This window comes from Mesorhizobium sp. WSM4840, from assembly GCF_055811755.1.
Genome location: NZ_JBVVQD010000011.1, coordinates 73,889 through 98,735 on the forward strand (window position 1 = coordinate 73,889; position 24,847 = coordinate 98,735).

A 24,847-nucleotide genomic window follows, 5' to 3' on the forward strand; every position below is an offset into this window, starting at 1 on the left:
GCTCATATGAGGACGCGCGCACATGATTGCGAGAAATCGTGGCGGGAAAAAGCGTCGAAAAATACGAAATGCTGCTTTGCAAAGCCGAAACGGGTTTGCTATAGGCTGCGCCACTCACATGAGAGCCTCTGTTCCCCGGTAGCTCAGTGGTAGAGCAACCGGCTGTTAACCGGTTGGTCGCTGGTTCGAATCCGGCCCGGGGAGCCAACATTTTCAATGACTTACCCCATCCTGAAAATCTCCGGATAACGGCTGATCTACAGCATATCTACAGAATCGGGTTTCGCTATTGGCCTGATCTGATGATTGCCGCGATTGGCGTGACAGGATGGCTTTGGACGAATTTCAGTATCGCCCAGCGCCCTCTCACGGCGGGAACAGGGGTTCGATTCCCCTTGGGCGTACCAAGGGTTTCAACGACTTAGCTGGCCGGCAGGTAAAAACCTTGGGCCATGGGGCACGCCTACGGCGAGGAAGAGCAACGTCACCGTATGCCCGACGAGCGCAGCCGTGGTGTTGCCGTAGCGTTCAACCGGCTGAAGCCCGGCGATGCTTTCTCAGCCGAGTGATTGCCGACCTGTCGACCGTAATCACGCCGCCGCAGTCAATCCGCACGGTGAGTTTCTCCGCTCCGCGATCGATGCGGGTGACGTCCCCAACAAGAACTACTCGGTCGCCGGCCCGGGCTTTGGGTGGCGGCTCTAGCGTGTAAGGATGGTCATAGGATGGAATGCTCACTCTGGCTCGGCCGCTAGGGAGAATGGTGATGACGGTACCTGCTAGCGCAACCTCATCGCCGACCTCAAATTCGCCGGGCATGTTAAGGTGCAGCATGGTCTTCCTCCCGATGCTTTCCTATTTGATGCTTTGCTAAATTAATGCCCGGCCACCGCGTTGGTTGCGTGCAATCCGCTTCGTACGGTTCCGCACATTTCCAAGCTGGATCGCGATGGCGACGGGACCCGGTGCGAAACGCTGTGCTAGCGGAGCCAGCAACCGGCGGGTCTTCCGATCAAACTTCGAGGAGTAATGATGGACCTGAGACGTTGTCGATAGAGAACACTCTACCTACCATAGGGAGAATCGATATGCGCCTTTTCATCCTGTTTTCGGTATTACTTTTGACTGCCTGCATGACAGCCCCACGCGGCGAGGCTCCACCCGCACGGCCAACCGCGTCTTCATCGAGCGGGAGCAGTGGCAGTGCCGGCGGTTCTGGCGGTGGCGGCTACTAAAGACGCGATCGACTCAGTTTTGGAAAATCGCAGAGAACCTTAATCGCGCCGGACTGTCCGCCCCAGCAAAAAGCCCGCCACCGTGAGGCAGCGGGCTCGAACGTTTGACCATTCCGCAGTCTCAGCATTGAAGCTATATTACATCGCGGAGGCGAAGGGCGATGGATACGGTAACGTCTGCCATTATGGTGCTGTTGTCGTGCAGTCCCGATTTGATGCTATGCCGAGCGCCTGCCTCAAAGCCCACGATCTTTTCGACCACGTCCAAATGCGAAGAAGCGCTGGCTGATCAGATATCGAGAGTTCCTCCGCACGCTGGTCAAAAAACGGTTGGACGTTGCCAGGCGATCAGAGATGAGGATGATATCGCAGGATGGGGCGTCTCGCCGAATGGCGAGCTATTCTACGCCAGGGCGACGGACGTGATCGAGACAGTAGCCTCGACCGCGACCGCCGCCCCTGCAAAGAGCGGACCTGCTACAGTGCGCGTCACGCGTGGTAATGGTTCCGGCGCGGTGACAACCTCGTCATACACTGTACTTCGCACCGGCTCTAAGTGAACCAGAGAAAAAGCCCGCCACCGTGAGGCAGCGGGCATTCCGATCAAACTTCGCGGAATAATGATGGACCTGAGACGTTGTCGATAGGGAACACCCTACCAAAGGAGGTTATCGATATGCGCCTCTTCATCCTGTTTTCGGTATTACTTTTGACTGCCTGCATGACAGCACCACGCGGCGAGGCTCCACCCGCACCGGCAACCGCGTCTACATCGAGCGGGGGCAGTAGTGGCAGTGCCGGCGGTACTGGCGGTGGCGGCTACTAAAGACGCGATCGACACTCAGTTTTTGGAAATCGCAGAGAACGTTAATCGCGCCGAAGAACGTCGAGCGTGGGGTAACTGACCCGCGGGTGAGCACATTGGCGGCGATCGAGCGCGCCCTCGAATCCGCCGGCGTAGAGTTCATCGCCGAGAATGGCGGCGGCGCCGGGGTGAGGCTGAGAAGATCATGACGTTGTGGATTAATCTGATCGGACTTTTCTCGACCGGCCTCGCTGCAGCTTTTTGGCTTGTTGCGGCATCGATCCGCGTCCCCAATAATCTTAACACTTTCATCGGAGAACTGCAGCGCGCCGGCCGGTGGAACGCCGCTGGCGGCATATCGGCCTGTGTGGGCTTCGCGTGTCAGGCGATACTTTTCTGGACAAATCTAGCCTGAAGTACTCCGTCCTCAGTGCAGCGCAGTACAGAGCCTCTCCAGCGAGCGTTTCGGCTGGCGGCCGTCCTACAGCAGGGAAGCGGCTCGCGAGTCCTGGCGGGCGCTTGTGCTGGCGCCGCGATGGTGATTTGCTGGCAGACTCATTTATTCAGGAGGGGGCGTTGACCGAGGGGCTCGAAAGGTATGCTGAATCGCTACAAGAGCGAATTAAGGGTACTGAAAAGCTCATTAAGCAAACTCAATGGTGGCTCGATGCGCAACAAGACTATGGCATCACCGATATCGAGGGTGAGGAAGCGCTACGTTCCGACCTCGCAGAATTGCAAGATCGGAAGGATCGAGACAAAGGCTACCTTGCTATAGTTCTGAGCCGTCTTGGGAAATAAGCTTCTCACCTGCCCGACGGCGAAGCCGGGATCATCGAAAACAACGAGATGTAGGGAGCGTCGCAGCAGTGGCCTACACCCTCAAGCACGCCGACCGCATGCGACGCGAAACGAATGTGGAGGAATGCCACATGCAGCAATCGAACAACCCGCCGCACATCGTGCCGATGCGGAGGGGTGCATGAGCGTGGCCCTACTGATGCCGCGCGAGCTGGTCCATGGGGGCGTTTGCTTCGGCCAACCTAGCCAGCGCTTGCTCGACTTTTTGAGCCGAGGCGTCAGTGCGCTTGATGTGCCGGATCACTTGCTGCCTTAGCCGCGTGAGCCTTACGGCGCGATAAACGTCACCGTATCTCGCAGTTTCAAGGTCTAGGGTCGCGAGTCTCATGGGCGACGATTCCAATTATTTAGCACTTCGAAGAGTGAGTTTGACGCGGTGCAAGCCGGCAGGTTCTTCGAATTGTCGTACGTACCGAGAGTCGCGGTTTCGACCTTACGGTCCGCGGCTTCGGCATAGCTGACGCTGATCGCGAGGATAGCGATAGCGAGGTGGCTCGGGCGCAAGTAAGGTCGTGACATGCATCAAATTAGCACCGGCCCTTGATGGTTTTCGTCCATCGATTGGATGAAGCGGCCACGCATATTAGCAATCTCTTGACTAAAATATCGCCCGCTCCAGACTCATGGAATGGCGCGGGAAACGGCAGCGCGTAGGGTCTTCCGCGATCACGGAATTTACGTGAATCGCCAAGTTCGGTAGGGTTCCATCTGCGGATCCCAATCCGCCCGGCCGGCGCCGTCAGGCGATCTTACCCCCGCCCCCCAAACAGGCGCCGGCCACGTTCAGCCCCTTCGTTCGAAAGTTGGCTTCCAGTCGCGATTGCGCGCCCGCTGCTGGCCTTCGTAGTCAGGAATGCATGTGAAGAACACCTGCCGGCGGTCACGCCGGCAGCCTTGCAATTTAGCAGATAAAGAGCCCGACCAGGTCGTCATGCATCGAGCCGTGGTCACGGCCGAGCCTGTCAGTCAGCGCCTGGATGTCGAGCTTCGTCGATTTGCAGCACATCGGGTGCGCACAATTGACATAGATGGTTTCGCGGGCGGCCAGGGTGTCGGCGAGGGTTTTTTGAGGCATGGCGATCTCCGTAAAAGGGGTTCGCCGCAATGGAGATTATATTCCTAAAATTTGATGTCGCTGGCAAGCGGGTTGGAGAGCGAGGAAGCTTGCCGACCCTCGCTTCTCGGCCTCGCTGATAGCGTCTCGAGTCTTCAGCGATGCCGCCCGGCTATCTGGCCCGGCGTCATAGCGGACATGAGGCGTTCGCTGACCCACCCTCGAACTACGCCGCGGCCCCATCCAGGGCACCTGAACATTAGCAGCTTCTAACATTTTGTGGTATAGCCGGCATCAAAATTTGCTCTATCACATCAAGCGGGGGCACCATGATCGACCTGCCACCGGGCATCGAGCCAGCCGACTACGCCCGCCTCCTCATGGACAAGCAGACCCCAAGAGCGACGACAAGTGGGGTCCAGCTGGCCTCCTCGACCTCGGTGGCGGCGAGCACTACTTCTTTGGATGAGGCGTCGACATGAAGACGCTAGTCGTCGCGGCCATTCTCATCGTCTGCATCCTCGTGCTGGATAACATTCGAGGATCGCGGACCGAGTGCTACACCCAGGGGGACCTCCAGATCGGAGGCGTTCAGCAGCCGTGGGTATGCGTGGGGCCGGATGGAGTGGCGTATGGGCCATGAATAGAGGGAGACAAACATCGTCGTCTTCAATCCTCATCCCAGAAATCCTGTAGTGAGGCGTGCCGAAGATCTTCCTCGCCCCTTAAATGCTTCACGCGGGCTTTAATCCCCGGTTTGACCCACTGCGTCGCCGGCCGCTTCATGCCTTTTGGCGCCGTCCCTGCGTGCTCCTGGACGCGCTGCCAGAGCCGTTCGCGCATTTCCCGGTTTAAGGTGATGAAGGCCGAGCCGACATAGCGCCCGGTGCCTCGCTCGGCCATCAGGGCAAAGGCAGGCTTGCCGGCCTCGCGCTCGACGCCGAGCAGTTCAAATTCCCCGACGGTGTAGCATTTTGTCTTCAGCCAGTTGGTCGAAGGGCCGCTGCGATACTTGCTGTCTCGACGCTTTGACACCATCCCCTCCAGGCCGGCCGTGTCGATCAGATGATAGATCGCATCAGCCTCGCCCGGCATCGTCTCACTGAACTGGATGCGGCTGTCGGACCCTATAAGGCCGGCCAGTATTTCCCGCCGATCCTCTAGGACCATGTCGCGCAAGTCGTGGCCGTTGAGATGCAGCAGATCGAACGCGACGAAATAGAGGTCGTGCTGGCGCCTCGTGATTTGGACTTTTAGAATTCAGCACCTCGGCCGACTACAATCCGCAAGCAAGCGGAACAATTCTGGGCGCTCGAGCGACGCGTGCGCGATATCGCACGAAGCAGGGAGGAGGGCACGAAGATCGCGCACGTCGCGTGTAGCCGGCACTGATAGTCCATTTTGACCAGGATTTGCCAGGCTGACTTTTGGTTCGGTAGTGACCGCCTCAGAGCTCCGCGCGGTCCATCGTACCATTCTGTCGAGCTTGCCGACTTCGCTCATGATGGTCACCAGAACGCTACCTGTCCAACCGAATGTAAACAAGCCCAACATCGCTATGATTGGTCCGATCAGACGCCATGCGGCGTGGTCTCGTTCATATGGATCCAGGACTTGCTGAAGCGCTGGTTGACTGCGCGAAGGCCGAGGCCGTGTACGAAGGTGATTACAATCATGATCAACGTGCCGAGAACAATTTCAAAAATCGGGTTGGGAGCTGAAAGGTCGTTCATCGTGTCATCCAAATCCTTCTTAGCGCATTCATGGGCGCAATAGGTGACTGGGCCAAGCCGGTGATTCCTGTCGTCGACTCGCCGTTGTCTGGACCTGCTTCGGTTCGGCAATGGTAGATTCATGTGCGCTGTCGGGATAACCTGCGCACGTGCCTCTAACAATACCGCGTCTGACGACATCGGGGAGTCCGGAAGTTCGTCTCGTGGGGGCCCATAGTTGGAAATAAGCGCCGCAGCGCCAAGTCAGGCTGAATAGAAAACGCGAAATAGGTGCTGTCTCGACAAACAGGCTAAAGATGTTCTTCAACCTGCTCCTGCCTGCTTTGGTATATATTGCCTTGAAATCTCCCGGGTTAATGGCGGCTGGGATTGTCGAACCCGTTGCTGACGCAAGACGTGGTGATGTCTCGGATGACGATCAAATACAGCAGCTAATTGTGTCAACGCTCGCGGATTTAGGAGGTTTCTGGACTAAAATATTCCAAGAGAACGGTTTGACTTACAAGCGACCAATCTTGAGTATGTTCCGGAACAAAGTATATACTTGGTGCGGTATAATCTCGACTGCACATGGTTTGTTCTACTGTGCAAGTGAGCGTAAGCTCTATATCGACACAGGTTTCTTTAAGGGGTTCTCCGAATTTCTGGGTGCGTCGCGAAGTTTTGCCCCAGCATTTATGATTGCTCACGAAGTTAGCCATCACGTCCAAAATGAGATGGGTATCCTGCCAGACTTCAAGCAGCTGCGGGAGCAAGTGGGTCGTGAAGGCGCCCGAAAGTTCGCAGTTCGGGTTGAATTGCAGGCAGACTGCTTCGCGGGCATGTGGGGATACTACATGGCTTACAATAAGCCCCTTCCAAAAACGTTTCTTGAACAGGCGCAAAATGCGGCGCGGCGACTCGGCGATGATGCCTTGCAGTCGAAGTTGAAGGAATTAGGCGAGATGGGACCGGAGACCTTTGCACATGGCACATCGGACCAGCGGGTCAGATGGCTCCGGCGAGGGTTATACGGTGGAAAATTCGGGGATTGCGACACTTTCTCCGATCCCTACTGAGCTTCGACTGTCTTGAACTCGAGGTGTGATGTGTAGACCCTGCCGCCTCTCCCCCCAACCCTGTGGGAATAGTGGCCGCGGGGCAACAGTTCGGACAAAGAAGCCCTGGAACTGGCGTGCTACAATGGCGAAATTGCGGGGATGGCCGTACACTTGGCAGCAAGATTTCGAGGGGACATGATATGGGAATCGTCCGAGCGGCATGGGCAGGACTGGCGGCGGTGCTGGTTGCGACACCGACGATCGCTGCGGATGTCCAGACGCCGGCTCCTGAAATCCCGCCTGAGTGGACCTTCACGGTAGAGCCGTTTTTCTGGGCGGCAAGCCTCGACGGCCGTGTCGGCGTCCGCGGCCTTGGACCGGCGAATGTCGACGTCGATTTCGATCAGATTTGGGACCACCTCGATTGGTGGCCGCCTCCTGTCATGATTGACGGCGAGGCACGCTATGACCGTTACGCTGTTTTCACCGAGTTCATCTACCTCGGACTAAAGGCCGAAGGAACAGGCCCGTTCGGACTGTTTTCGGCAGAGGCAGATCTGGACGTGATACTGTGGACCTTCGGCGGCTCCTATCGGGTCGTCGACAATGGTACCGCGACCTTGGATGTTCTGGCAGGCGGACGGCTCTGGTACTTGGATACGGATTTGACCGTTACTGGCCCGTTCCAAACGCGAGAGGCCAGTGGCAGCAAGACCTGGGTCGATCCGCTGATTGGATTGGCTGGCAGCTTTGATCTCGGCAGTGGCTTCGGGCTTCACGCCGAGGCCGATGTCGGTGGCTTCGGCGTCGGTGCTGACATCGATTGGCAGGTTGAGGCCACGCTTGAATACAAGGTCAACGACTCGTTCGCGCTGGAGGCTGGCTACCGCTACCTTGCCGTAGACTATGACGACGATGGATTTGTGTGGGACGTCTCAATGCAGGGGCCAGTCATAGGCGCCAAGTTTCAGTTCTGATCGAATTAGCCGCCCCGTCAGCTGGAATACGACGGATCGCCCCAGCAATACCTGAACAAAATAGCTAGCGACTAGAAACCGTGCCGCGGCTGCGTTGCACTGCGCATGTGTTCGCCGTCGTACGAGGTTCGACGCAGTTCATATCAGGCCAACGGGGGCCGGGTCTCCCGAGCGCGCGCACATGGTGGTGAAGATGGGCTCTTGTGTCCTGGTCAACAGCGGCAACGGGAGTTGCAACGACAATTCCGGCTGCGCCACCCACAGTAGCCGCAGCGCCAGCCGTTCCGGTGATGATGTGCTCTCCAAGCCCCACCCTGTTGTCGGTCAGCATCTGTCCCTCCGATATCCGACCGCCGATAAGTTGCACGATCTCAGGGGAAGTTGCGAACTTGTCATGGTGCAGGCGGTCTCCAGCCTTGACTTTGGTCAAATCGATCACCGTGATCTCGTCTTCCGTAAGCTCGAAATTGTAGGGAGGTTGTTCCGGATCGATCGATCCTAGGCGCGGGATATCGCCCCAAACGCGCCGCGACACCGCCAGCGCACGATCGTCGCGCGACACGAACATCGTAAATAGCGGGTGTGGCTGACCCATGTCCGCGATTTGCGACTGGAAAACATCGACATCTACATCGGGAGCAGCAAGCATGATGTTCTTGAATTTGGCTGGCAGCCCATCATTGCGGATCGCCATCTGACGCAGCGATTCCAACGCCAGCCAGTTGCCCATCGAATGGGCAAGGATCGACACTTCTTTGACGTCCTTGTCGCGCGCCAGGAATTGAAAGAGGTTCTCAAGCGCGTTGCGTGTGTAGTTAGTACTCTCGCGATCATATCCATAGGCCAGAAGGTGTCCTCGTGACGGCCATGTCACCAGGATCGGCACGCTGTGCGTGTCGGAGTCATGGACGAGTTGAGCAAAGCGATAGACCGAATCCTCGAATCGATTGTTAAAGCCATGGATGAATACCAGTACGCTGCGATCCGGGCTTTTTATTGCGGCCTGGTTCAGCCGACGGATGACCGTTTCCCTGTCAATCACCTCCGCGTTCAGAGTCGCGAAATCCGTAGCGGGATCGGGGGGCAACCTCTTCGGCCAATTGACCTCGCCCTCCTTGCGGTTTTCAGGAATGGAGACGGTGAAGTCGGCAAACGCCAGTTGGCCCCGCTCACCGGAGAACATCTCGCCGGGGTTCTGCGAGCGCTGGCGCGTCGTGACAACCAGCATTTCGACCCGGCTTGTCGAAGGTGCTGTGTCGGCCACTGGCACCAGTACGCCCTCTGGATGGCGGGCACATGCCGAAACGGCAAGTGCCAAGACCGCCAAAGACCTGATGCTCAGCATGATCTCCCCAATCTGCCATTGACCAAGGCAGGAGCTCCTGATCGCTCTGCTTCTGGACTTTCAAATTCAGGCGGCGGAAACGCGCTTTCGGCTCATTGAGTCCTGTCAGATCGCTCAGGGGCGGTGCCAAGTCAGCATACAATTTTGAACCAACATCACCCTCCTTCGATTGCGTGCCTCGATTATGCCATCGCATGGCTCGTGCGTCGGATGCCGTTGAATGCAAGAAAAACCCCAACCGCGTAAGCCACCATGCAGGCGAGTTGCATCAACAGCCACACGTTCTTTCCGTCTGTGACGGGTGCATAGTAGAAGGCCGGCCAAACGCGATCGATCACGAAGTATCCAGCATACCCGGTGAGAAAGATGGCTATTAGTGAGAGAGTACACAGCGTCAGCGCGGTCGTCTCCAAGCCCTCGACGCGGGCACCGGAAATCATCTTTCCGAGCATGGCGTACACCGTGCCGATAGCGATCATGCCAAGCGCACCGCCGATTACCACGGCTGTCGACAGCGTCCACGGGCACGCGTACCAGAGCGTGACATTTTTCAGGAACTCCGGGCCGGTTTCGTAACGAGCGCCTACGACATAATGAAGCACCATGCCAAAACTCATCAGGAAGCCGAATAGCAACAGCCAAAATCCTTGACGAATGAACCGCCCGCCGACTTCAAGTTGCGTCATGGCACATTCCTGTCATGAGAGAGAACGACGGAACCCACGCCATGTCGGGCCAGCGGGATCAAACCAAACCCCAGCGCGGCAAGCGCCAACCCAAATCCTTCTGTGGCGAGCAGCGGCAGCGCCCAGGGCCAGACCTCGGTGATTGCCATGGTCGCAAATGACCCAGAACACACGTCGAATGGCGTCACGTAGAAATAGTGCAGGACCAGACCGAGTCCGGTCGTCAAACCGACGACGAATAATCCGACCCCGCTGCGTACGAGGCCGCCGGCGAAGCGAGTGATGGTGACATCATTTGCCATGCCACATCCCTTCTGAGTTTTAGTTCAGCTTCACTACGTCGTCTGGCTTCCACGTTTGGTCGTAGAACTCTGTGCCGGTCCCGTAGAGACGGATGGTGACGAGGAAGGCGCGACCGTTCAGCGTCTGGATCCAGTTCTTCTCGTCCACGCCTTCCATCTTGGTCGGGCTGAAATAGAGGTCAATCGAGCCGTCCGCGTTCGGCGGCACCTTGTCCATCTGGTTGCGCGACGGGAACGGCTGGCTGGTCTGCGGCATCGTGCCGTCGGCCGGATTATAGATCGTTACCGCCCAGAAAGCCTTCGCCGGAATGCCAGGCGGAAGATGCAGCTTGTAGGACTTGCTTCCATCGAGCAGGTCGCCGTCCTTGTCCCACATCGTGCTGGGATATTTCGAGCCCGCGTTGATCGTGTCCATCACCATGGCCGGCGCAGAGGAATAGGCGACCTGGAAGAAGGACGCGCGCTGGTTCACGTCGAGATAGCTGCTTTGGAACCAAGCGGCGTCGGTACCGGCCCATGCGTTGACGTAACGCCGGTCAGTGTAGTAGCGGTCCCTGCCATCAGCCCGGCCAGCGAGACGCCACGCGTAAATCATCTTCGGCGCGGTTTCCACGGCCTTGGTCAGAGCTTCCTTCGTAGCGGCATCCGGGTTGAAGGGCACGCCCTTGATGATGCCGATCGACGCAAGGATGCCGCGTACTTCCGGCGCAATCGACTCCACCGGCTCATAGTCCACAAACGCCTTCAGTTTCTCCCAGTAGGAGAAGTCCGTGGGATACATCATGTTCACGGGGACGTTCGAGCCGTTAGGAAACTGCATCGGCTTGCGCTCTTTCTCGACGAGGTCGAGTGGATAGACGCGTGTCGTCTCGGCAAGCGCCACTGCATCCGTGGGGTCGGGCCCGTTTGCGCCCGGTTTCATGACGGTGCGAAAGAAGAGGAAGACGTTGTAGGTCGAGGATTTGACGACGAAGTAGCCCGCCGGCACATGCCCCTGGTAGTCCGGTGGCAGCAGCAGATAGAGTCCACCGCGGGCGCGATCCGGCCCGATGGCCCCGACGTCGGTGATGGTCCGTTGGAAGAAGTCAGTGAACATGCCAATGACATCCGGCGGGGCATGAACGACGAGCGGCCCGGTCTCCTTGAGATCGAGGTAGCTCATCGAATAGATCACGTCGCAGTTTGGCGTGGGCACCCAGGTCTTGCCATTCATCCGGTCCTTCCAGATCGGAAGCACGTTGTAGCCCTCGCCAAACTTCGCCTCGGAGCCGTCGCGCATGCCGATGGTATTCAGGGCGGGCAGGGTTAGCCTGTAAGCTTCGATGGCGTCATAGTAGAGCCGGTCGTTGTTCAACTGCTCGACAGTTGCTTTGTCCGGCCAGCCGCCAGTGAACATTTGTTTCACGAGCGGCGGCATGGTTTCTTGTGCCTGCGCACCTGCGGTGAAAGCCAGTGTGAATGCGGCCGCCACGAGACTGTGCATGAAGGGGGAACGCATCGTCGTGTGTCCTCTCTGCGGCGGCGGCTTGTTCAGTTCACCTTGTCGACGACTGGCGGCATCCACGTGCCATCGAGAATGGCCTTCTCCGGCCAGTAGGCTCGGATATACAGTGAGAAGGTTCCTTCAGGTGCAGGCAGCCAGTTGTTTTCCTTGTCCAAACCTGGAGACTTGGCGCCTGCGTACAGTGTCAGCGAACCATCCGCATTGTAGACGAGGTTCTTGTTCTTGGTTCCGAGCGAATACCGCTTCAGCGGGTTGTCGTTGTAGAAATGTATCTGGTTGTACAAAGTGACTGACCAGAACCCCTTGACCGGCGGGGTCTGTCCCTTGGCAAAAGTAACGCTATAGAGGCCGTGGCCATCCAGTTGCTGGCCCTGGTTGTCGTTGTCTGTGTAGATGTACTTCGTCTCCTCCGGACGGTTCTCGTATATGTTCGACTTTGCGGTGGCGGTGCGGTTAAGGTAGTCAGTTCCCCACTTCGCGTTGTTCACTGGCGAGTTCCAGCCGTTGCCGGCTGCGCGGCCGTTGTGACGCCATTCAAGGAATGGGTCGATGAGTTCCTGCTCGGCGGCAATGGCGGTTTCCACTAAAGCTTGCTTCACAGCCGGGTCTTTTTCGGCTGTCTCCAGCACACTCCAGATCCAATTGTACAGAGCCTCCTCGCCCGGCAGTGGCGGCACGGCCTTCATCACCGCCGGCAACTCGTTAAAGAAGGTCTCCGGGTTAACCCATTTGGTCTCGCCCGAGCCCGAAGACTGCTCAGCGGGGTAGTGCGGGAGCTTGGTCCAATCCTTGATCTTCATCTTCCCGTCGAACTGCGACAGCGGATAGAAGTTGATCTGGTTCAGCACCGGTTGAATTGCCTTACGATCCTCCGCCGTGTCATCCATAAAGATGCGCGGAATTGCGAATGCCAACGCCGTGGACGAACGAACAACGGCCGCTATTCCAGCCGGTGCTTCGCCCTTCCAGTCCGGTCCAACCACCATATAGAAACCGGGCTTGGTGCCGTACGCCTTGCCGATTTCGGAAAACTCGTCAGTGCGTGCGTCGTAGAGTGCAAACACCCAGAAGCGATCGCCGAACTCCGGCACCTGGAAGACAAAGGGTTCCTTGTCCAGCGGCAGGAAACCGGGGCCATAGACAACGTCTTGGTTAGAGCAGGCGACGACGCGCTGGTCCGCGGTAAGATAGTCGGTCAGCATGGCAATCCCACCATAGGCAATCGGCACAACGCCGCCGATCAGTCCAGGTTCGGGCGCCTTGGAGAAGGCTGCTGCGCGATTGGCGTTGGCTACAAGCGGCCAGCCCCAGACGTAGGCCACCCGGCCGACCATCTGGACGTACTCCCCGGTCATCATATTGCCCGCCGCGGGACCTGGCACATCAGCGGCGGTCTGTGGGATCGGGAATTGCTGCGCCTGCGCGCTTCCCGTCAGCATCGAGAGAACGACGGCGGTTGCGCAGGCGGTGGACTTGAGATGCTTTGAAACGGGCTTCATTGACTGCCCTTTCATGAATCGTTGCCCAGGCCAAGCTTGGCTTTCAATCTCGGCTACTTCTCCGGAAAAAGCAGAGTAAAACTCGCGCGCAACCCCCAATCGGGCCCGCCTTCGGGTTTTTCCGCGTAGTACCGTCCGCCGAACTGGAGTTGCACGGGCTGATGACCGAGTTTCAACACCTGTTGAAAGCCGAAATTGATCGGCACCGTCCACTCCTCCGCCTCCCAGTCGTAGGTTGTTTCGGTATCGAGGTAGAGCGACGCGCCATGGCCGAGCCCATAATTAAGGAATGGCTGCATATATGTCGCGCTGAAGACGTCAGCGTCATCGTCATCGCCGCCAAGCGACCAGATTTGGTTGGCCAATATACCGACTGTCCAGTGCCCCTTCTGGACCAGCGCGACGCCGGTCGGTCCGAGGCCCCAGTGGTTGGAGCCGAGGAGCTCTTCGGTACGGGTCGGCAGCTGGATGACCGGCCCAACACCCCAGATCAGCCCGCCGGGGCCGGGTTTCGACGGAGACAGGAAGAAACTCTGTTCGGTGTTGCCCAGTCCCCACTCGCTGCTGCCATCGGGAAGGTAGTCCGCATAGGCGATCGGCAGGATGGTGCGCGATATGAGGTTCCAGTCTTCGTTGATCTTGATCGGGATCACAGGTTGCACTTTCATAAGATAGGAGAAACCGTCGCCGTCCGGCCCAGCGCCCCAGTCGAAATTGCTCTGAAACGGTACGCTGATCAGGCTTGCGATCGGATTCGCCAACTTCTTGGACAGTTCGTCTGCATCGTGTTCCTGTGCAAACGCAGTTCCCGCTAGTCCAACCAATGTCAACGATGCAAAAATGAGCGCAGATTTCATGACTGCTATCCCCTCGACCACGGCGTTCACGTTTAAGCGCCTCTCGCTTGAGTTATGACGGCACGAGGTTGGTACACTAGCAAGCGACTTCTAGTTGTAGCAACTATATAACGGTCGGCGTTGTATATCTGTCACTCCGACTGGAGACAGAATGGGTTCTGAGTCGAGGTATAGAAACCAAGTGCTTGAAAAAGGCGGCCCTCTCGGTATCAGCCCGGGGCCGCCGTTTGACGATCAGTTGCCAGTCGGCAGCGCAATATTCACGCCTTCCTTCTCAAGCTGATCACGAACCCACTGGAACCGTTGATAGTTTGAAAGCGTGATCGGACCGGTGTAGCCATAGCTCTGCAACTTACGGGGCGGATATTTCACAAATGTGAGCATGACCTTCTTCAGTTCTTCCTGCATGGGAACGGCCATCCAGGTGCGCTCGGTGAAGTTGTTCATAAAGAGGTCATATCGCTCCTGCGGATCGGCCCACAGGTCGAACACCTGCGGTACGGTGGCGACGTACTTTTCCGCACCTTTCCATCCCAGATTGGAGTCTACTGCGAGACCGCCGGTCGACGCTCCGTCATCGCCACGCAGGTTGAACAGAAACTTGTAGTTGTTATAGCGGACTGCGCCGGGAGAAAGTTCATTCTCGGTGAAATAGAACCACGTGGTGCGCGGCGACTTGCCTTCTCCCTTCAGCACCGGCGTCATGTCATAGCTGTCGAAGATGATCGGCTTACCCTCCCGGTCGTTCTCCGGAAGCTTAACGCCTGCCGCAGCGGCGAACGTCGCCATCATGTCGAGGCCGCCGATAACTTCATGGTTCTTGGAACGCGGCTTGGTTTTACCCGGCCATACAGCGATCGCCGGAACACGATTGCCGCCCTCGCGTACAGTGCCCTTGGTACCCCGGAATGGTGTGTAACCGGCGTCAGGATAGACGTCCTGCCAGGCACCGTTGTCGGTCGTGTAGAAAACCAGCGTGTTCTTATCCATGCCGGTCTCGCGCAGCTTGTCCATGATGCGGCCGATGCGGGTGTCGAGTTCGACGACCGAGTCCGCATATTTCGACTTGGACAGCGACTTATGCTCGAACTCTGGCGCCGGCATATTGGGCTGGTGAACTTTCATGAAGTTCACGTTGATATAGAAAGGCTCGTTCGGTGTCTTGGCAGCTTCGTCGAGGAATTCAAGTGCAGCCTTCTCGATGTAACTATCCAGAAATGGGATGCCGACGACGCCTTCCTTACCGTCGATCACCGGAGTATCGACATACTCGCCGTTGATCTTGAAATCTTCCTTCGGGGGTTGCCCGGCATTGCCGGACAGGGCGCCCTTGGTTGCTTTCTGGAAGAATTCGCGCAATGAATCTGGCATGTCCGGGAACCATTTGGGGTCCGCATAGGTGTAGGCATTCAGATGATAGAGCCCCACAGCCCTCATCTGGTCATAGCCCTGAGCGTTGGGCAGCGCATAGTCGGCTTCACCAAGATGCCATTTGCCGGTGAAATAGGTGTGATAGCCGCCTTGCTTCAGCACCGAGCCCAGCGTCCACTCAGCCGCCGGAAGCCCGCCGCCCTGGCCCTGCAAGGCCACCGTAGTCATTCCGCTGCGGTTAGGGAACCGGCCGGTCTGCATTGCGGCGCGGCCTGGCGTGCAACTCGGCTGAGCGTAGAACGAGAAGAACGTCATGCCGTCCTCGGCGAGCTTGTCAATGTTCGGGGTGGGCATGCCGCGCCCCTCGCCACCGCCGTATGGGCCAAGGTCGCCATAGCCCGTGTCGTCGGAGACGATGAACAGAATGTTGGGCTTTTGCGCGTCCTGGGCACGGGCAATCGAAAGGCTGCTTAGCAGGGAAACGCCAACCGTCATTGTTGTAATGCAGGTTAGTATTGTTGCTACTTTCATGTCACATATCCCTCTTTGATGTGTCATCTTCTACGCCGGTTGTCTCTTCCTACGTTCCTCGCCGGCCCGTTCAAACGTCGCCAAGGCCTGGACGGCGTCCTCTCGGAACGCCGAGGATCCCGAGTATCTCCAGCTCGAATTCGTCAAGCATTCTGCGATAGTCCTCAGCCTGCGTTGCTCCGGAAGGTCCGGCCCCTTGCCAACGTCGAAGTGCTTCCAGCACCCCGCAATAGTCGTCGCAAACCTCCACGAACTTGGGGTCGCGAGCGTACTGTCGACGAATTTCCAGTTCGCGCTCTGGGAACCTAGTCACGACGGCTGCGACATTGTCCATTTGCTCCGCCCCGTCAGCGAGGTCGTTGCAACGGAAGGATCATCACTCTGAAGTCCGCTGGGGGGAAGGTACGAACAGGTACGAACAGGGTGTGCACCACCCCCAATGGCAAGCTAACCGGCCCACCACGGATGTCACACAGGCGTTTTCGATGTGCTAATCTGCTTTGCTCACGCACTTTGCTTCATGCGACAACCAGCCTTGTGCGGCATGCCACGTTACCTTAAAGCTGGGCGTGGAAGGGTATTCGATGACCCCAACACTCAACTCGTCCGGTTACGGCGATGCAATAGGCAGTCCGCCGGCGGTTGAGATTCTGGCGCAGCTGGAACGTATCCTGAACAGTGCGAGTCTCCAGGCAAGCCCGCGGCGGCGGGCGCTCCTTCGATATTTGGTGGAAGAGACGCTCGCTGGGCGCGCTGGCGGCCTCAAGGGGTATTCACTAGCACTTGCGATCTTTGGTCGCGACGAAAAGTTCGAGTCCCAATCCGACCCGGTCGTACGTCTCGAAGCCCGGCGCCTGCGGCGCGACCTAGACAGCTACTACGTCGATGCTGGCGCCCGCGACCCCGTGCGTATCACTATTCCGAAAGGCCACTACGTCCCGCATTTCAATTGGCACCAGGCGCTCACGGAGGCGTCGCGCTCCGACGTCAGCGGAGCGACGGTTGTTAGTGCAACGGGCGCAGCACCCGCCGCCAGCGAGGCAGATGGTGCTGACGGGCGCCGACGCGGGCTCCTCATCCTGGCCGGCCTGCTTGTCGCGCTCTTCGCGGCGGCAGGCGGGCTGTGGCTCTGGATCGACGGCGCGCCAACGTCGAGCTCGGAGGAGGTGCGCGGTCCAGCCATTGTAGTTGTGCCCTTTGAGACGTTCGGCACCGGTGAGGAGGACAGCTACCTCGCCGACGGCCTCACGCAGGATTTGATCACCGAACTGATGCGGTTCGAGGCGTTCAGGCTCTATTCGATACGCGCGAGCTTCAGCTTGGACGCGCGTGCCGACCCGGCAACGCTGGGACGCGACCTCGGGGTCGGCTACGTTGTAAAGGGCAGCGTCAGCTCCGACACAACGATCGTGCGGGTCCGGGCGCAGCTCTTCAACGCGCAGACCGAACGGGTCGTCTGGAGCGAAACCTATGACCGCACACCGACGCCAGGCGCGCTGGTCCGCGCCTACGCCGAGCTGGCAGCGAGCATCGCGACGGCATTGGGCCAGCCCTACGGCGCCCTCAACCACGACATGGAGGCCCGCCTATCAGGCGGCGTCGAGCCGAGCATGGCTAGTTATGCCTGCGTGCTGCGTGCATACACTTACCGCCGCACCTTCCGGGACGAGCTTCGTCAGCCGGTCCTGGCGTGCCTCGAGGCCGCGATCGCGCGCGATTCTGACTACGCCGAACCCTGGGCTCTGCTCGGCTGGCTGCACCTCGACGCGGCACGCTACGCATTCGTGCCGGACGCCGAGGCTCCGCGCGAGATGGGACATGCGCTCGATTTTGCCTCCAAGGCAGTCGCGATAGACCCGAGGAATATGCTTGCGTTGAAGGCGCTTGCGGCAGTCCAGTACCACCTCGGCAACTTCGGCGAGTCCGAACGCATTCAGCGCCGGGCGCTGGCACTTAACCCGAACGACCCCGAGACGATGGCGCAGCTTGGCTGGCGGCTCTCCTATCGGGGCCGCTGGGAGGAGGGCATCGCATATGCAAAACGTGCAATCGCGAGGACCATAAATCCACCGGGTTGGTACTACGATCCAGTTACAGTCAACCTCTACCTGGAGGGACGCTATCGAGAGATGCTCGCCTCAGCAGAACACTCAGCGGCCGGGGATCCCACAGGGGTAGCGTTGCTCGCCATCGCATACGGCGCCCTGGGAGACCGCGCCGCTGCGCAGGAAGCCCTGGACACGATGGCGAAGCAGGCACCAGCTTTCAACCGCGATCCCGCCGCCGTCTGGCGCCGCTTCCACCCGCTCGACAGCATCCTCGACCCCCTCATTGTCGGCCTGCGCACGGCTGGGTGGACTGAACCTGATGCGCCGGCAGCCGCAGCTGAAAATCGCCCCTGACTGGCACAGTGCGGCGACCACTTTCGTCCGCATGTCGAGGGTGCATATCCGCAGGCGATCACGAAGTCTCAAACTCCTGCAAGTTCAGCCCAGTCATTTCCCGCCTTGTCGACGAGCCTGCGTGACGTCGCTGTTGCGATTTCCTCCGGCGGGTCGACTTCCCCCTGCTGTGTGCGCACTCTGCGAAACCCCGTGCGCACCTTCCGCCGTGTGCCAAGCCGCCTCGCCTCGCTCTAAGTCAACGGGACGATCTGCCTAGGGTTGAAGAGGCGATGTCAACCTTAGCCCCGGCCGGAAGCATCATCCGGGCATTACCGAGGTCGCGGGCGAAGACGCTTACCTCAAAACCTTCCGGCACCTTCAGCCGCGTCACGATATCCTCGCTGAAGGGCTGATGCGCAGGCCTGAAGACGTTTGTATCGACCTTATGGAGCACGCCTTCCTGCTGCGCCGACGCTGACGCGGGAACAAGCGCGATGCTCAAGAGCAGAACGGCTTTTGAGACCATATCCGAATCTCCTATCCAGGGCTCTGACTGCGGACGGGTCGAATGCCTATTGTGCTGCGATATCGTCGTCGCTCACACCGACGATGCCCGCAGACCATCCCTGCAGCGCACGCAACGAAGTCTCCGCTCGGCTCGACCGATCAGGCCGGCCGCGCCTTATAAAAGCGGCACCAGCCATCCGGACTGATTTCACCAGCGACAATCTCGCATGCGTTCGGCTCAAGGAAATGCTTGCAGCCGCCGCACCGGCGACCCTTGTTTGGAGAATCCTGATAAAGCACCACAGGCTTTGGCGTTGTTCCCGCGCCTCGCGCCGTAGGCTGGCCCGTCATGCAGGAAGCAAGCCCACCTGCACCGGCAATCGCCGCGCCGGTCATCGACACCTTCAGAAATTTCCGGCGAGACAGCGTTTGGCTTGGCTCACCGTGTGCCGACCCGCCGTTTGCCGCACCACGATCGTCTTTCATGATCTTTCCTCCCTTAGCAACCCAAAGAAGCGCCGGTGCCGTCAAGTGCCGGGTCAGATCGATTTGAGGTACTCGATCAGTTCACTCTTTTCCTGATCGGTCAGATCAAGGCCCAGATGGCCGTCATAGTGTTCGACAACATCGTTGAGCGTGGCGAACCGCCCGTCGTGGTAAAAGCCGCCTTTGTGGATCTTCTCGATGTCCCAAAGGGCTCGCAGCGATGCCGTCCGGTAACGCTCGTCTGGGGACCGCATCGCCTGGAAGTCGTCAATACCTATCTCGTCGGCCGTATGCAGGTTCCAGCCCGGTTCCGTGAAGAGCGGCGGCACGTGGCAAGTGCCGCATTTGGCCTTATCGTTGAAAAGTGCCTCACCTTTTTCTGCGGCCGCGCTGTCGAAGGCGCCCTCCGGCGGTTTCGGTGTCGGCAGCGAGAGCTGATAGAAATGGAGCGCCGGCAACTTGGCTGTAATCCGGTCCTGCTTGTCCTGTTTGTGGCCCTGCTTCGTTCGTGCTGCGACCGGATACTTCTCGGCGTCATCAAGGCGCGGATCGTAAAACACGCCTTTCCCGTGCATCTCGAGATTGCCGACATAAGCGTTCCAGTAGCTCACCGTGCCCCAGGCTCCGGTCCATGTGTGATTGTTTACACCGGCCAATCCGAACGCCGGCGGATTGAGCGTGGCGGCCGTCTTGCCGTCCGGCCGGAATGCTTTGCCGTCGAGGTTCAGTTCAGCATCGAATTTGCCAGGGCCCTCATGAGCCAGCGTCGCGTCCTGTCCTACCATATAGACGATCTCGAGGTTGGCGGCGCCGGCGAGGTCGATGTCATCGGCGACGGCAATCTCGTGCAACCGATTGTGGATTTCCGTCTGGTCTTCCTCGGCTGACATATATAGGACCGGACCGCAGGCGACAGCGATCCCAAGCCAAGTCGTTTCAGCGGCGATGGCAACGGCAAGCTGCATGGCCAGTAGGCTTTTGCCGGTCGAGCCGTCGCCCGAAAGCAACGTAATGTTGCGGCAGGGGATCAAGCTTGCCGCGTCGACGAACGCGCGCGGCGGAGGTGCGATACCGGCATAGATCGCTGCGCTGGACGAGGCGAGCGGTGGCAATGGTTCGCCTTGTAAGGGCAATGGCAGCTTTTGCTCCGACCGCCTGCGCTGAGTGCGAAACGCTACGGCTGCCTCGGAAAAGGCTGCGGTATCTTCAATGCGTTCGGCTGGGGTGGTGTTGGGCGCCGGAGGGTCGGTCTCTGGCGGAGGCTCGTTCCGGCCGGCGTCCTCGTCAACAAGTTGTGAGCGTCGGATACGCCCCAGGGCTGCGAGGATTGAAGTAGGCTCGGGCTCGTCTGACATCGGGCTTACCCCGTATACGCATCCATCGATGCCCTCCGCCGCTGTGCGCGCCGTTTGATCAACAGCAGGAACGAGCATTGGCGGGCTCCTATGCAAGACCCCCGGCGCTATTTGTGGAGGACGAAATGGTGGATGGAGTGGGCGACGCTGTCGCCGTGGCCCTTGCGAAAACGCTTGCGAACAACGATGGCGCCAATGGCGCGGCGCGTCCCACTTCTAGTCTCGTAAGCGAGCTGCACCCTGCAACGGGCGCCGATTTCGTAAAACATTGTTCGTTTCCTTCTTCATTCTGATGAGGAAGATGATGGCGGGGGGTTGGACTCAACGAGCAAAGTATCGAGCCAGTCGCGCGCTAGACGTGCCGACCCAAGTAAGGTCGAGCGCTTCGCCTCGCTGCTACACCCGGACAGAAGATCATGCGGTTTCACGTCTAGGCAGTTGCCGGCCAAGGAGTGGATGGCGCCCATGATCCCCAGGATTTTCTCTGCATGCGAATTCGGAATGCGCGACTTCGACGTCGACCGAGGCGAATTGCTGGCCCGCCGGCGCGAAGGCGTCGCCCTCGACGCAACCCTGTGCGCCGGCTGCCGCCGGCCGCGCGTGTCAACTGACGTGGAAGATTTTTCCACGTCTCCCCTCGCCTCGAGTTCACTCCGGACCACCGCGACGGTCGGATGCGAAACGGCGGTCATCGCCGCGATCTGGCGATTTGATTTCTCCGGATCGGCCTTGATCAGCTTCTCGATGAGTTCGCGCTTCTGATCAGCGGTCAAATGCCGGCGCCGGATGTTCGCGCCGATCACATATCCGTATGGGTCAAGCCCGGCGCGGTCATCCTCGCGCTTCCAGGCGCCGTCTGGGTAGCCTTCGATTGTAATGCCGCCATTCCCAATACTGACCAACCCGAGCTGTTGCAGCGCGTCAATTCGGTTTCGACCGTCAGCCAAAACCTCGTTGCCGTCGGTGTCTTTGAAGAAGACAATCGGCTGAAGAAGGCCGTTGGTTTGGATGTCGTTTGCAAGTTCGGCGAGTTGTTCGGGCTCGAGCAGTGGAAGCAAATCTGCTGCAGGATGCACCGCCAGTGCTTCACGCCAGTTTCCTGTTTGGATAGAACCCAATTGCATCACGTCTACTCCCATTGTTGGAGAGAGCCGAGCGGCGCTTGACCGGGTCGAACCAAGTAGGTCCGATACACGCCCTCGAAAGCCGTTTGGCTCTCCAGAATCGCGGGGCTTCCTGTTATCCGGCACTTCAGTTTCGTGCAGCTGCTGCCTTCTGGAGGCACGCGATAAGCTCATGGCGCCGCCAGCGGTTGGTGTTCGGTCCAACTTTCAAAGGCTTGGAGTAACGCCCGGCATTGATACCCCGCCACAGAGTGGAGCGGTGGATCGGCGTGTTTCTGCCGCCGATAGTGCGGCAGGCGCCATCCTCATCAATCAGATCATCAATCTCTTCGAAGGGATCAGTCGGCTGCATCTTCCTTCCTCGCGCGAATTCATGTTGACGCGTGAAGGATCGTCCCGTTGCGGCCTTATGTCATCGTGGACTTTTCTCGCTGGAGATAAGTCCACCTTGGGTAAGGCTGGCGCCCGGGTCAGGCCACCCATCTGGCTTTCAAGAGATCCGGATGGTGCTGTTATGCGCGTTTGAGCGTCAAACAGCGCCTCTCCTCTTTGCGTCCTTTCTACGGATCAAAGGACGACAATGTTTCGAGACGAAGTCGAGCAGGGTTTTCATCGCTGGCCTCTGGTCGCCGAGGGCTGTGGTCAGACCCGCGTCTATGAAACGGAGTAGGGGATTGTCCGGGTCGGGATCTCTTCTTGGTAGCCCAAGTTGCGGGTCAACGTGGTCATGCCAGATTTGGCATAGGTCATACATGAGGCTCTGGAGATCAGCCGGCAGTCTGGCGGGTGTCTCGGGTGGTCGGTTCCAGTGATCCTTTCCTCGAAAATCGTGCCATGCGAGCAGGTCCCAATATTGCGCTTCTTTCTCTTTTCGAACGTCCCACAGATTGCGCACAGCCCAGTCGCGCTGAAGCTGGAAAAACTCTTCGCGACCGCCTACGGTAAAGTCTCCCTGCCCGCCTATGTAAATTGGTTTCTCTCCCTCGGCGCATAACCACGCAAACGCGCTGGCCTCGTCATGGAAAGGCGCCAAGCCGCTGTCCGAGTCAATAGTCAGTTCCTTGGCAATGATCCCTGCAAGTGCCGTGTTTAACCCCTTGATAATTCTCCTGAGCCGGCTGCTCTCTCTCTCAAAGAATTCGTCCAAATTTTCGAGGTAGCGATCAATGGATTCCGCAACAAGGCCGCTGATGGCCACTTCCGTTTCCCTGGTAATCGGCGCAGCCTTCCTCGCATGGCTCAGGAAGGTTTCGGGGTCGAATGGAGAATGCGCCGACCGGCTCATGCCAGCGCCCCCGCTCGCAGTCGCTCGACGTTGCCCTCGCCGTCGATGATGGCCACGAGTCGATCGGCCCATAGGTCGAGCGCTTCGCGCTTCTCCCTGTCGTAGGAATATCTGGCGTAGACCCGCGACGTGATGCTCGCCTTGGTCTCGGAGATGTGGTTGAGGACGTGCCCGATAACAAATGGCGAAATGCCGATTTCTTCCATGCCGGTCGCAGCCGATCTTCTCAGGTCGTGCGGCGTCCACGGCGCAATGCCTAGGATCGTCGCCACGCCGCGCTTGGTGATTTCTTCTCGCTTCACCGCCTTCGGAACAGATGCGCCGGTGACGGCTGCGCTGGCGCCGGGTCCAGGAAAGACGAAAGGCGGAACCGCCCTGCCCTTGCGCTCCGACAGCGCGTTCACGTCTGCGATTTGATCACAGATGATCCTGATTGCCATTTTGCACAGCGGGACAACATGGTCGCGGCCGTTCTTCGCGCGCCCGGCTGGTATCGTCCATAGGCCGCGTGTCAGGTCCAGTTCGCCGCGCAACATGCCGGCGATCTCGCCAACACGTTGGCCGGTAACGAGACAAAGACGCAGAATGCGGCGGGTGCTCTCCCGCATGTTGGCATCCGGCAGGGCCGCCCACATCGTCCTGATCTCCTCGGCCGTCAGCACACGGTCGCGCTCGACCGTTTCGGTGGGCTTCGCCATGCCTTCGGTCAAGTTGCTGTCCAGATCGCCACGACCGCGCCCCCATCGGATCATGGCGCGAAGATCCTCGAACACCCGGTTTGCCTCGACAGCCGCGCCCCGGTCTTTCACCGCATCGATCGCCTTGGTGATGTCGCGACGATGCAGCTCCGCGAGCTTGAGGTCGCCGATACAGCCTGACGATGCTTTCTCGATCTTTTTTCCGTCAGCGTCATAGCCGGACACATTCTTGCGCAGCCGGCGCGCGATCTCATCGACAGACCGCCGCGATGATGCTCGGCGAAGAAGATAGCTCTCCACCAGATCAGAGACGGTCATCGAGGCGGCGTGCGCCTTCTTGGCGGCCACGGGGTCGCCGCCGTCTCGTACGCTGGCACGCGTGTCCTTGGCCTTCTGGCGAGCGCCCTTGTCGGTGCCAAGGGGTATTTCGGGATAGGTGCCGAGCTTCAACCATTGCCGCTTATTCGGCGGCCCGTAAACGGCGAACCAGGTCTTTTGCCCACCCGCCGAGACGCGCAGTACAAGACCTTTGGCTGTCGTATCGAAATAGTCGGCTTTTCGGCCGGAACCGGCCTTCGCGGTTTGGCAGAATTTGTCGGTGAGTTCGAGTTTCGGCATTTGTCCAGCGACCAACCCGGCTACAACCGGTTTGCCTAGGGTTCCGTGAGTGATCTACAGGATGATCTACACAAAACTATGCGCCTTGTCGATACCGGCTGCGACAGCTAGCGACGAGATGAAGCGCTAAAGCATTGGTATTAAAAGGCATTTAGAACTTCGTGCTGTCGCACGCCGACGCAGAAAATCGCGTTAGAAACCCTCTGTTAACCGGTTGGTCGCTGGTTCGAATCCGGCCCGGGGAGCCACCGCCTTTTCTACGATACGGCGCGATCCTGCGCGCAGTGTGCGATGTTTCCTTACGCTTCAATTTGGTTCGCTTCTGCTAAAATGGTTGTAAACAGCAGAGATGCCTATCGAAGTCAGGGTAAGTTAGCGTGGCGCCTTGCCTTCGCCTAGGTCCGCAAAGCCCTCATCGTAAGTTCGGCGGCGACATCGTGAAAAGACATGCTCCCGGCGCGATTGCGCCGAAACGAGCCGTCCCAGGGATTCGGCCGGCGAACCTTCCAACACGAGAACCGGAAGATTTGGCCGATCCGGACATTCCGATCCCAAAACTACACAGCAGCGATCAAGCCCACCTCCAGCTG

Annotated in this window: 22 protein-coding genes, 1 tRNA gene and 1 pseudogene; 5 read left to right on the top strand and 19 right to left on the bottom strand. The window is 58.8% G+C overall.

The window, feature by feature from the left end; genetic code table 11:
• Positions 1–132: 132 nt before the first annotated feature.
• Positions 133–207 (top strand) — tRNA-Asn (locus AC0L3I_RS16560).
• Between the two features lie 321 nt (positions 208–528).
• Here the strand turns inward: AC0L3I_RS16560 and AC0L3I_RS16565 are convergent.
• Positions 529–834 carry a hypothetical protein gene (locus tag AC0L3I_RS16565; protein WP_473527573.1) on the bottom strand — a complete coding sequence of 102 codons (306 nt, stop codon included), beginning with the start codon at positions 832–834 and terminating at the stop codon, positions 529–531.
• Positions 835–2,616: 1,782 nt separating this feature from the next.
• On the opposite strand from AC0L3I_RS16565, the gene AC0L3I_RS16570 reads away from it, so the two are divergent.
• Positions 2,617–2,841, top strand: coding sequence for a hypothetical protein (locus tag AC0L3I_RS16570; protein WP_473527574.1), 225 nt, complete (start codon positions 2,617–2,619; stop codon positions 2,839–2,841).
• 961 nt (positions 2,842–3,802) lie between these two features.
• Here AC0L3I_RS16570 and AC0L3I_RS16575 read toward each other — a convergent pair.
• The 3 genes and pseudogenes from AC0L3I_RS16575 to AC0L3I_RS16585 all read right to left on the bottom strand — a co-directional run bounded on the left by AC0L3I_RS16575 (position 3,803) and on the right by AC0L3I_RS16585 (position 5,688).
• Positions 3,803–3,976, bottom strand: coding sequence for a hypothetical protein (locus tag AC0L3I_RS16575; protein ID WP_473527575.1), 174 nt, complete (start codon positions 3,974–3,976; stop codon positions 3,803–3,805).
• 648 nt (positions 3,977–4,624) lie between these two features.
• Positions 4,625–5,212, bottom strand: a pseudogene (locus tag AC0L3I_RS16580) (ATP-dependent DNA ligase); the annotation flags it as partial.
• A 314-nt stretch (positions 5,213–5,526) separates the two neighbouring features.
• The gene (locus AC0L3I_RS16585) at positions 5,527–5,688 is read right to left on the bottom strand and encodes a hypothetical protein (RefSeq protein ID WP_473527576.1); all 162 of its coding nucleotides are present in this window, start codon (positions 5,686–5,688) and stop codon (positions 5,527–5,529) included.
• 296 nt (positions 5,689–5,984) lie between these two features.
• On the opposite strand from AC0L3I_RS16585, the gene AC0L3I_RS16590 reads away from it, so the two are divergent.
• Both AC0L3I_RS16590 and AC0L3I_RS16595 read left to right on the top strand, forming a co-directional pair.
• Entirely contained in the window at positions 5,985–6,746 is a 762-nt protein-coding gene (locus tag AC0L3I_RS16590; RefSeq protein ID WP_473527577.1) for a neutral zinc metallopeptidase, read from the top strand.
• A 182-nt stretch (positions 6,747–6,928) separates the two neighbouring features.
• Positions 6,929–7,705, top strand: coding sequence for a porin family protein (locus AC0L3I_RS16595; protein WP_473527578.1), 777 nt, complete (start codon positions 6,929–6,931; stop codon positions 7,703–7,705).
• A gap of 64 nt (positions 7,706–7,769) precedes the next feature.
• On the opposite strand, the gene AC0L3I_RS16600 is transcribed toward AC0L3I_RS16595, so the two are convergent.
• The 7 genes from AC0L3I_RS16600 to AC0L3I_RS16630 form a co-directional block, all read right to left on the bottom strand.
• Positions 7,770–9,050 (bottom strand): alpha/beta hydrolase, encoded by a 1,281-nt coding sequence (locus tag AC0L3I_RS16600; RefSeq protein WP_473527579.1) that lies wholly within the window; start codon positions 9,048–9,050, stop codon positions 7,770–7,772.
• A 182-nt stretch (positions 9,051–9,232) separates the two neighbouring features.
• Positions 9,233–9,736, bottom strand: a complete 504-nt coding sequence (locus tag AC0L3I_RS16605) for a hypothetical protein (RefSeq protein ID WP_473527580.1) — start codon at positions 9,734–9,736, stop codon at positions 9,233–9,235.
• Positions 9,733–10,038 (bottom strand): hypothetical protein, encoded by a 306-nt coding sequence (locus AC0L3I_RS16610; protein WP_473527581.1) that lies wholly within the window; start codon positions 10,036–10,038, stop codon positions 9,733–9,735. Before AC0L3I_RS16610 ends, AC0L3I_RS16605 begins: the two co-directional genes overlap by 4 nt.
• A gap of 19 nt (positions 10,039–10,057) precedes the next feature.
• Positions 10,058–11,521, bottom strand: coding sequence for a DUF1254 domain-containing protein (locus AC0L3I_RS16615; RefSeq protein WP_473527661.1), 1,464 nt, complete (start codon positions 11,519–11,521; stop codon positions 10,058–10,060).
• A 47-nt stretch (positions 11,522–11,568) separates the two neighbouring features.
• Entirely contained in the window at positions 11,569–13,056 is a 1,488-nt protein-coding gene (locus tag AC0L3I_RS16620) for a DUF1254 domain-containing protein (RefSeq protein WP_473527582.1), read from the bottom strand.
• Between the two features lie 38 nt (positions 13,057–13,094).
• Positions 13,095–13,928, bottom strand: coding sequence for a transporter (locus AC0L3I_RS16625; protein ID WP_473527583.1), 834 nt, complete (start codon positions 13,926–13,928; stop codon positions 13,095–13,097).
• Positions 13,929–14,132: 204 nt separating this feature from the next.
• Complete coding sequence (locus tag AC0L3I_RS16630; RefSeq protein WP_473527662.1) at positions 14,133–15,764, bottom strand: arylsulfatase; 1,632 nt, start codon at positions 15,762–15,764, stop codon at positions 14,133–14,135.
• Positions 15,765–16,384: 620 nt separating this feature from the next.
• Here AC0L3I_RS16630 and AC0L3I_RS16635 point away from each other — a divergent pair.
• Positions 16,385–18,202: a tetratricopeptide repeat protein gene (locus tag AC0L3I_RS16635; RefSeq protein ID WP_473527584.1), complete on the top strand. Its 1,818-nt coding sequence runs from the start codon at positions 16,385–16,387 to the stop codon at positions 18,200–18,202.
• A 238-nt stretch (positions 18,203–18,440) separates the two neighbouring features.
• Here the strand turns inward: AC0L3I_RS16635 and AC0L3I_RS16640 are convergent, their stop codons facing one another.
• From AC0L3I_RS16640 to AC0L3I_RS16675, 8 genes are all read right to left on the bottom strand, one after another.
• Positions 18,441–18,710: a hypothetical protein gene (locus AC0L3I_RS16640; protein ID WP_473527585.1), complete on the bottom strand. Its 270-nt coding sequence runs from the start codon at positions 18,708–18,710 to the stop codon at positions 18,441–18,443.
• A 140-nt stretch (positions 18,711–18,850) separates the two neighbouring features.
• The gene (locus AC0L3I_RS16645) at positions 18,851–19,222 is read right to left on the bottom strand and encodes a twin-arginine translocation signal domain-containing protein (RefSeq protein ID WP_473527586.1); all 372 of its coding nucleotides are present in this window, start codon (positions 19,220–19,222) and stop codon (positions 18,851–18,853) included.
• A gap of 8 nt (positions 19,223–19,230) precedes the next feature.
• Positions 19,231–20,289 (bottom strand): AAA family ATPase, encoded by a 1,059-nt coding sequence (locus AC0L3I_RS16650; RefSeq protein WP_473527587.1) that lies wholly within the window; start codon positions 20,287–20,289, stop codon positions 19,231–19,233.
• Positions 20,290–20,639: 350 nt separating this feature from the next.
• Positions 20,640–20,801: a hypothetical protein gene (locus AC0L3I_RS16655; RefSeq protein ID WP_473527588.1), complete on the bottom strand. Its 162-nt coding sequence runs from the start codon at positions 20,799–20,801 to the stop codon at positions 20,640–20,642.
• A 15-nt stretch (positions 20,802–20,816) separates the two neighbouring features.
• Positions 20,817–21,656, bottom strand: a complete 840-nt coding sequence (locus AC0L3I_RS16660) for a ParB N-terminal domain-containing protein (RefSeq protein ID WP_473527589.1) — start codon at positions 21,654–21,656, stop codon at positions 20,817–20,819.
• A 127-nt stretch (positions 21,657–21,783) separates the two neighbouring features.
• A complete protein-coding gene (locus AC0L3I_RS16665; protein ID WP_473527590.1) occupies positions 21,784–22,008 on the bottom strand; it encodes a helix-turn-helix transcriptional regulator in 225 nt (74 codons plus the stop codon).
• A gap of 177 nt (positions 22,009–22,185) precedes the next feature.
• The gene (locus tag AC0L3I_RS16670; protein WP_473527591.1) at positions 22,186–22,941 is read right to left on the bottom strand and encodes a hypothetical protein; all 756 of its coding nucleotides are present in this window, start codon (positions 22,939–22,941) and stop codon (positions 22,186–22,188) included.
• Complete coding sequence (locus AC0L3I_RS16675) at positions 22,938–24,257, bottom strand: tyrosine-type recombinase/integrase (protein ID WP_473527592.1); 1,320 nt, start codon at positions 24,255–24,257, stop codon at positions 22,938–22,940. Before AC0L3I_RS16675 ends, AC0L3I_RS16670 begins: the two co-directional genes overlap by 4 nt.
• Positions 24,258–24,847: the final 590 nt, after the last annotated feature.

Coding starts and splice junctions, on each gene's coding strand:
- AC0L3I_RS16565 (WP_473527573.1), bottom strand. CDS start 834: ATGCTGCACCTTAACATGCCCGGCGAATTTGAGGTCGGCGATGAGGTT.
- AC0L3I_RS16575 (WP_473527575.1), bottom strand. CDS start 3,976: ATGCCTCAAAAAACCCTCGCCGACACCCTGGCCGCCCGCGAAACCATC.
- AC0L3I_RS16585 (WP_473527576.1), bottom strand. CDS start 5,688: ATGAACGACCTTTCAGCTCCCAACCCGATTTTTGAAATTGTTCTCGGC.
- AC0L3I_RS16590 (WP_473527577.1), top strand. CDS start 5,985: ATGTTCTTCAACCTGCTCCTGCCTGCTTTGGTATATATTGCCTTGAAA.
- AC0L3I_RS16595 (WP_473527578.1), top strand. CDS start 6,929: ATGGGAATCGTCCGAGCGGCATGGGCAGGACTGGCGGCGGTGCTGGTT.
- AC0L3I_RS16600 (WP_473527579.1), bottom strand. CDS start 9,050: ATGCTGAGCATCAGGTCTTTGGCGGTCTTGGCACTTGCCGTTTCGGCA.
- AC0L3I_RS16605 (WP_473527580.1), bottom strand. CDS start 9,736: ATGACGCAACTTGAAGTCGGCGGGCGGTTCATTCGTCAAGGATTTTGG.
- AC0L3I_RS16610 (WP_473527581.1), bottom strand. CDS start 10,038: ATGGCAAATGATGTCACCATCACTCGCTTCGCCGGCGGCCTCGTACGC.
- AC0L3I_RS16615 (WP_473527661.1), bottom strand. CDS start 11,521: ATGCACAGTCTCGTGGCGGCCGCATTCACACTGGCTTTCACCGCAGGT.
- AC0L3I_RS16620 (WP_473527582.1), bottom strand. CDS start 13,056: ATGAAAGGGCAGTCAATGAAGCCCGTTTCAAAGCATCTCAAGTCCACC.
- AC0L3I_RS16630 (WP_473527662.1), bottom strand. CDS start 15,764: ATGACGGTTGGCGTTTCCCTGCTAAGCAGCCTTTCGATTGCCCGTGCC.
- AC0L3I_RS16635 (WP_473527584.1), top strand. CDS start 16,385: ATGACCCCAACACTCAACTCGTCCGGTTACGGCGATGCAATAGGCAGT.
- AC0L3I_RS16640 (WP_473527585.1), bottom strand. CDS start 18,710: ATGGTCTCAAAAGCCGTTCTGCTCTTGAGCATCGCGCTTGTTCCCGCG.
- AC0L3I_RS16655 (WP_473527588.1), bottom strand. CDS start 20,801: ATGTTTTACGAAATCGGCGCCCGTTGCAGGGTGCAGCTCGCTTACGAG.
- AC0L3I_RS16660 (WP_473527589.1), bottom strand. CDS start 21,656: ATGCAATTGGGTTCTATCCAAACAGGAAACTGGCGTGAAGCACTGGCG.
- AC0L3I_RS16665 (WP_473527590.1), bottom strand. CDS start 22,008: ATGCAGCCGACTGATCCCTTCGAAGAGATTGATGATCTGATTGATGAG.
- AC0L3I_RS16670 (WP_473527591.1), bottom strand. CDS start 22,941: ATGAGCCGGTCGGCGCATTCTCCATTCGACCCCGAAACCTTCCTGAGC.
- AC0L3I_RS16675 (WP_473527592.1), bottom strand. CDS start 24,257: ATGCCGAAACTCGAACTCACCGACAAATTCTGCCAAACCGCGAAGGCC.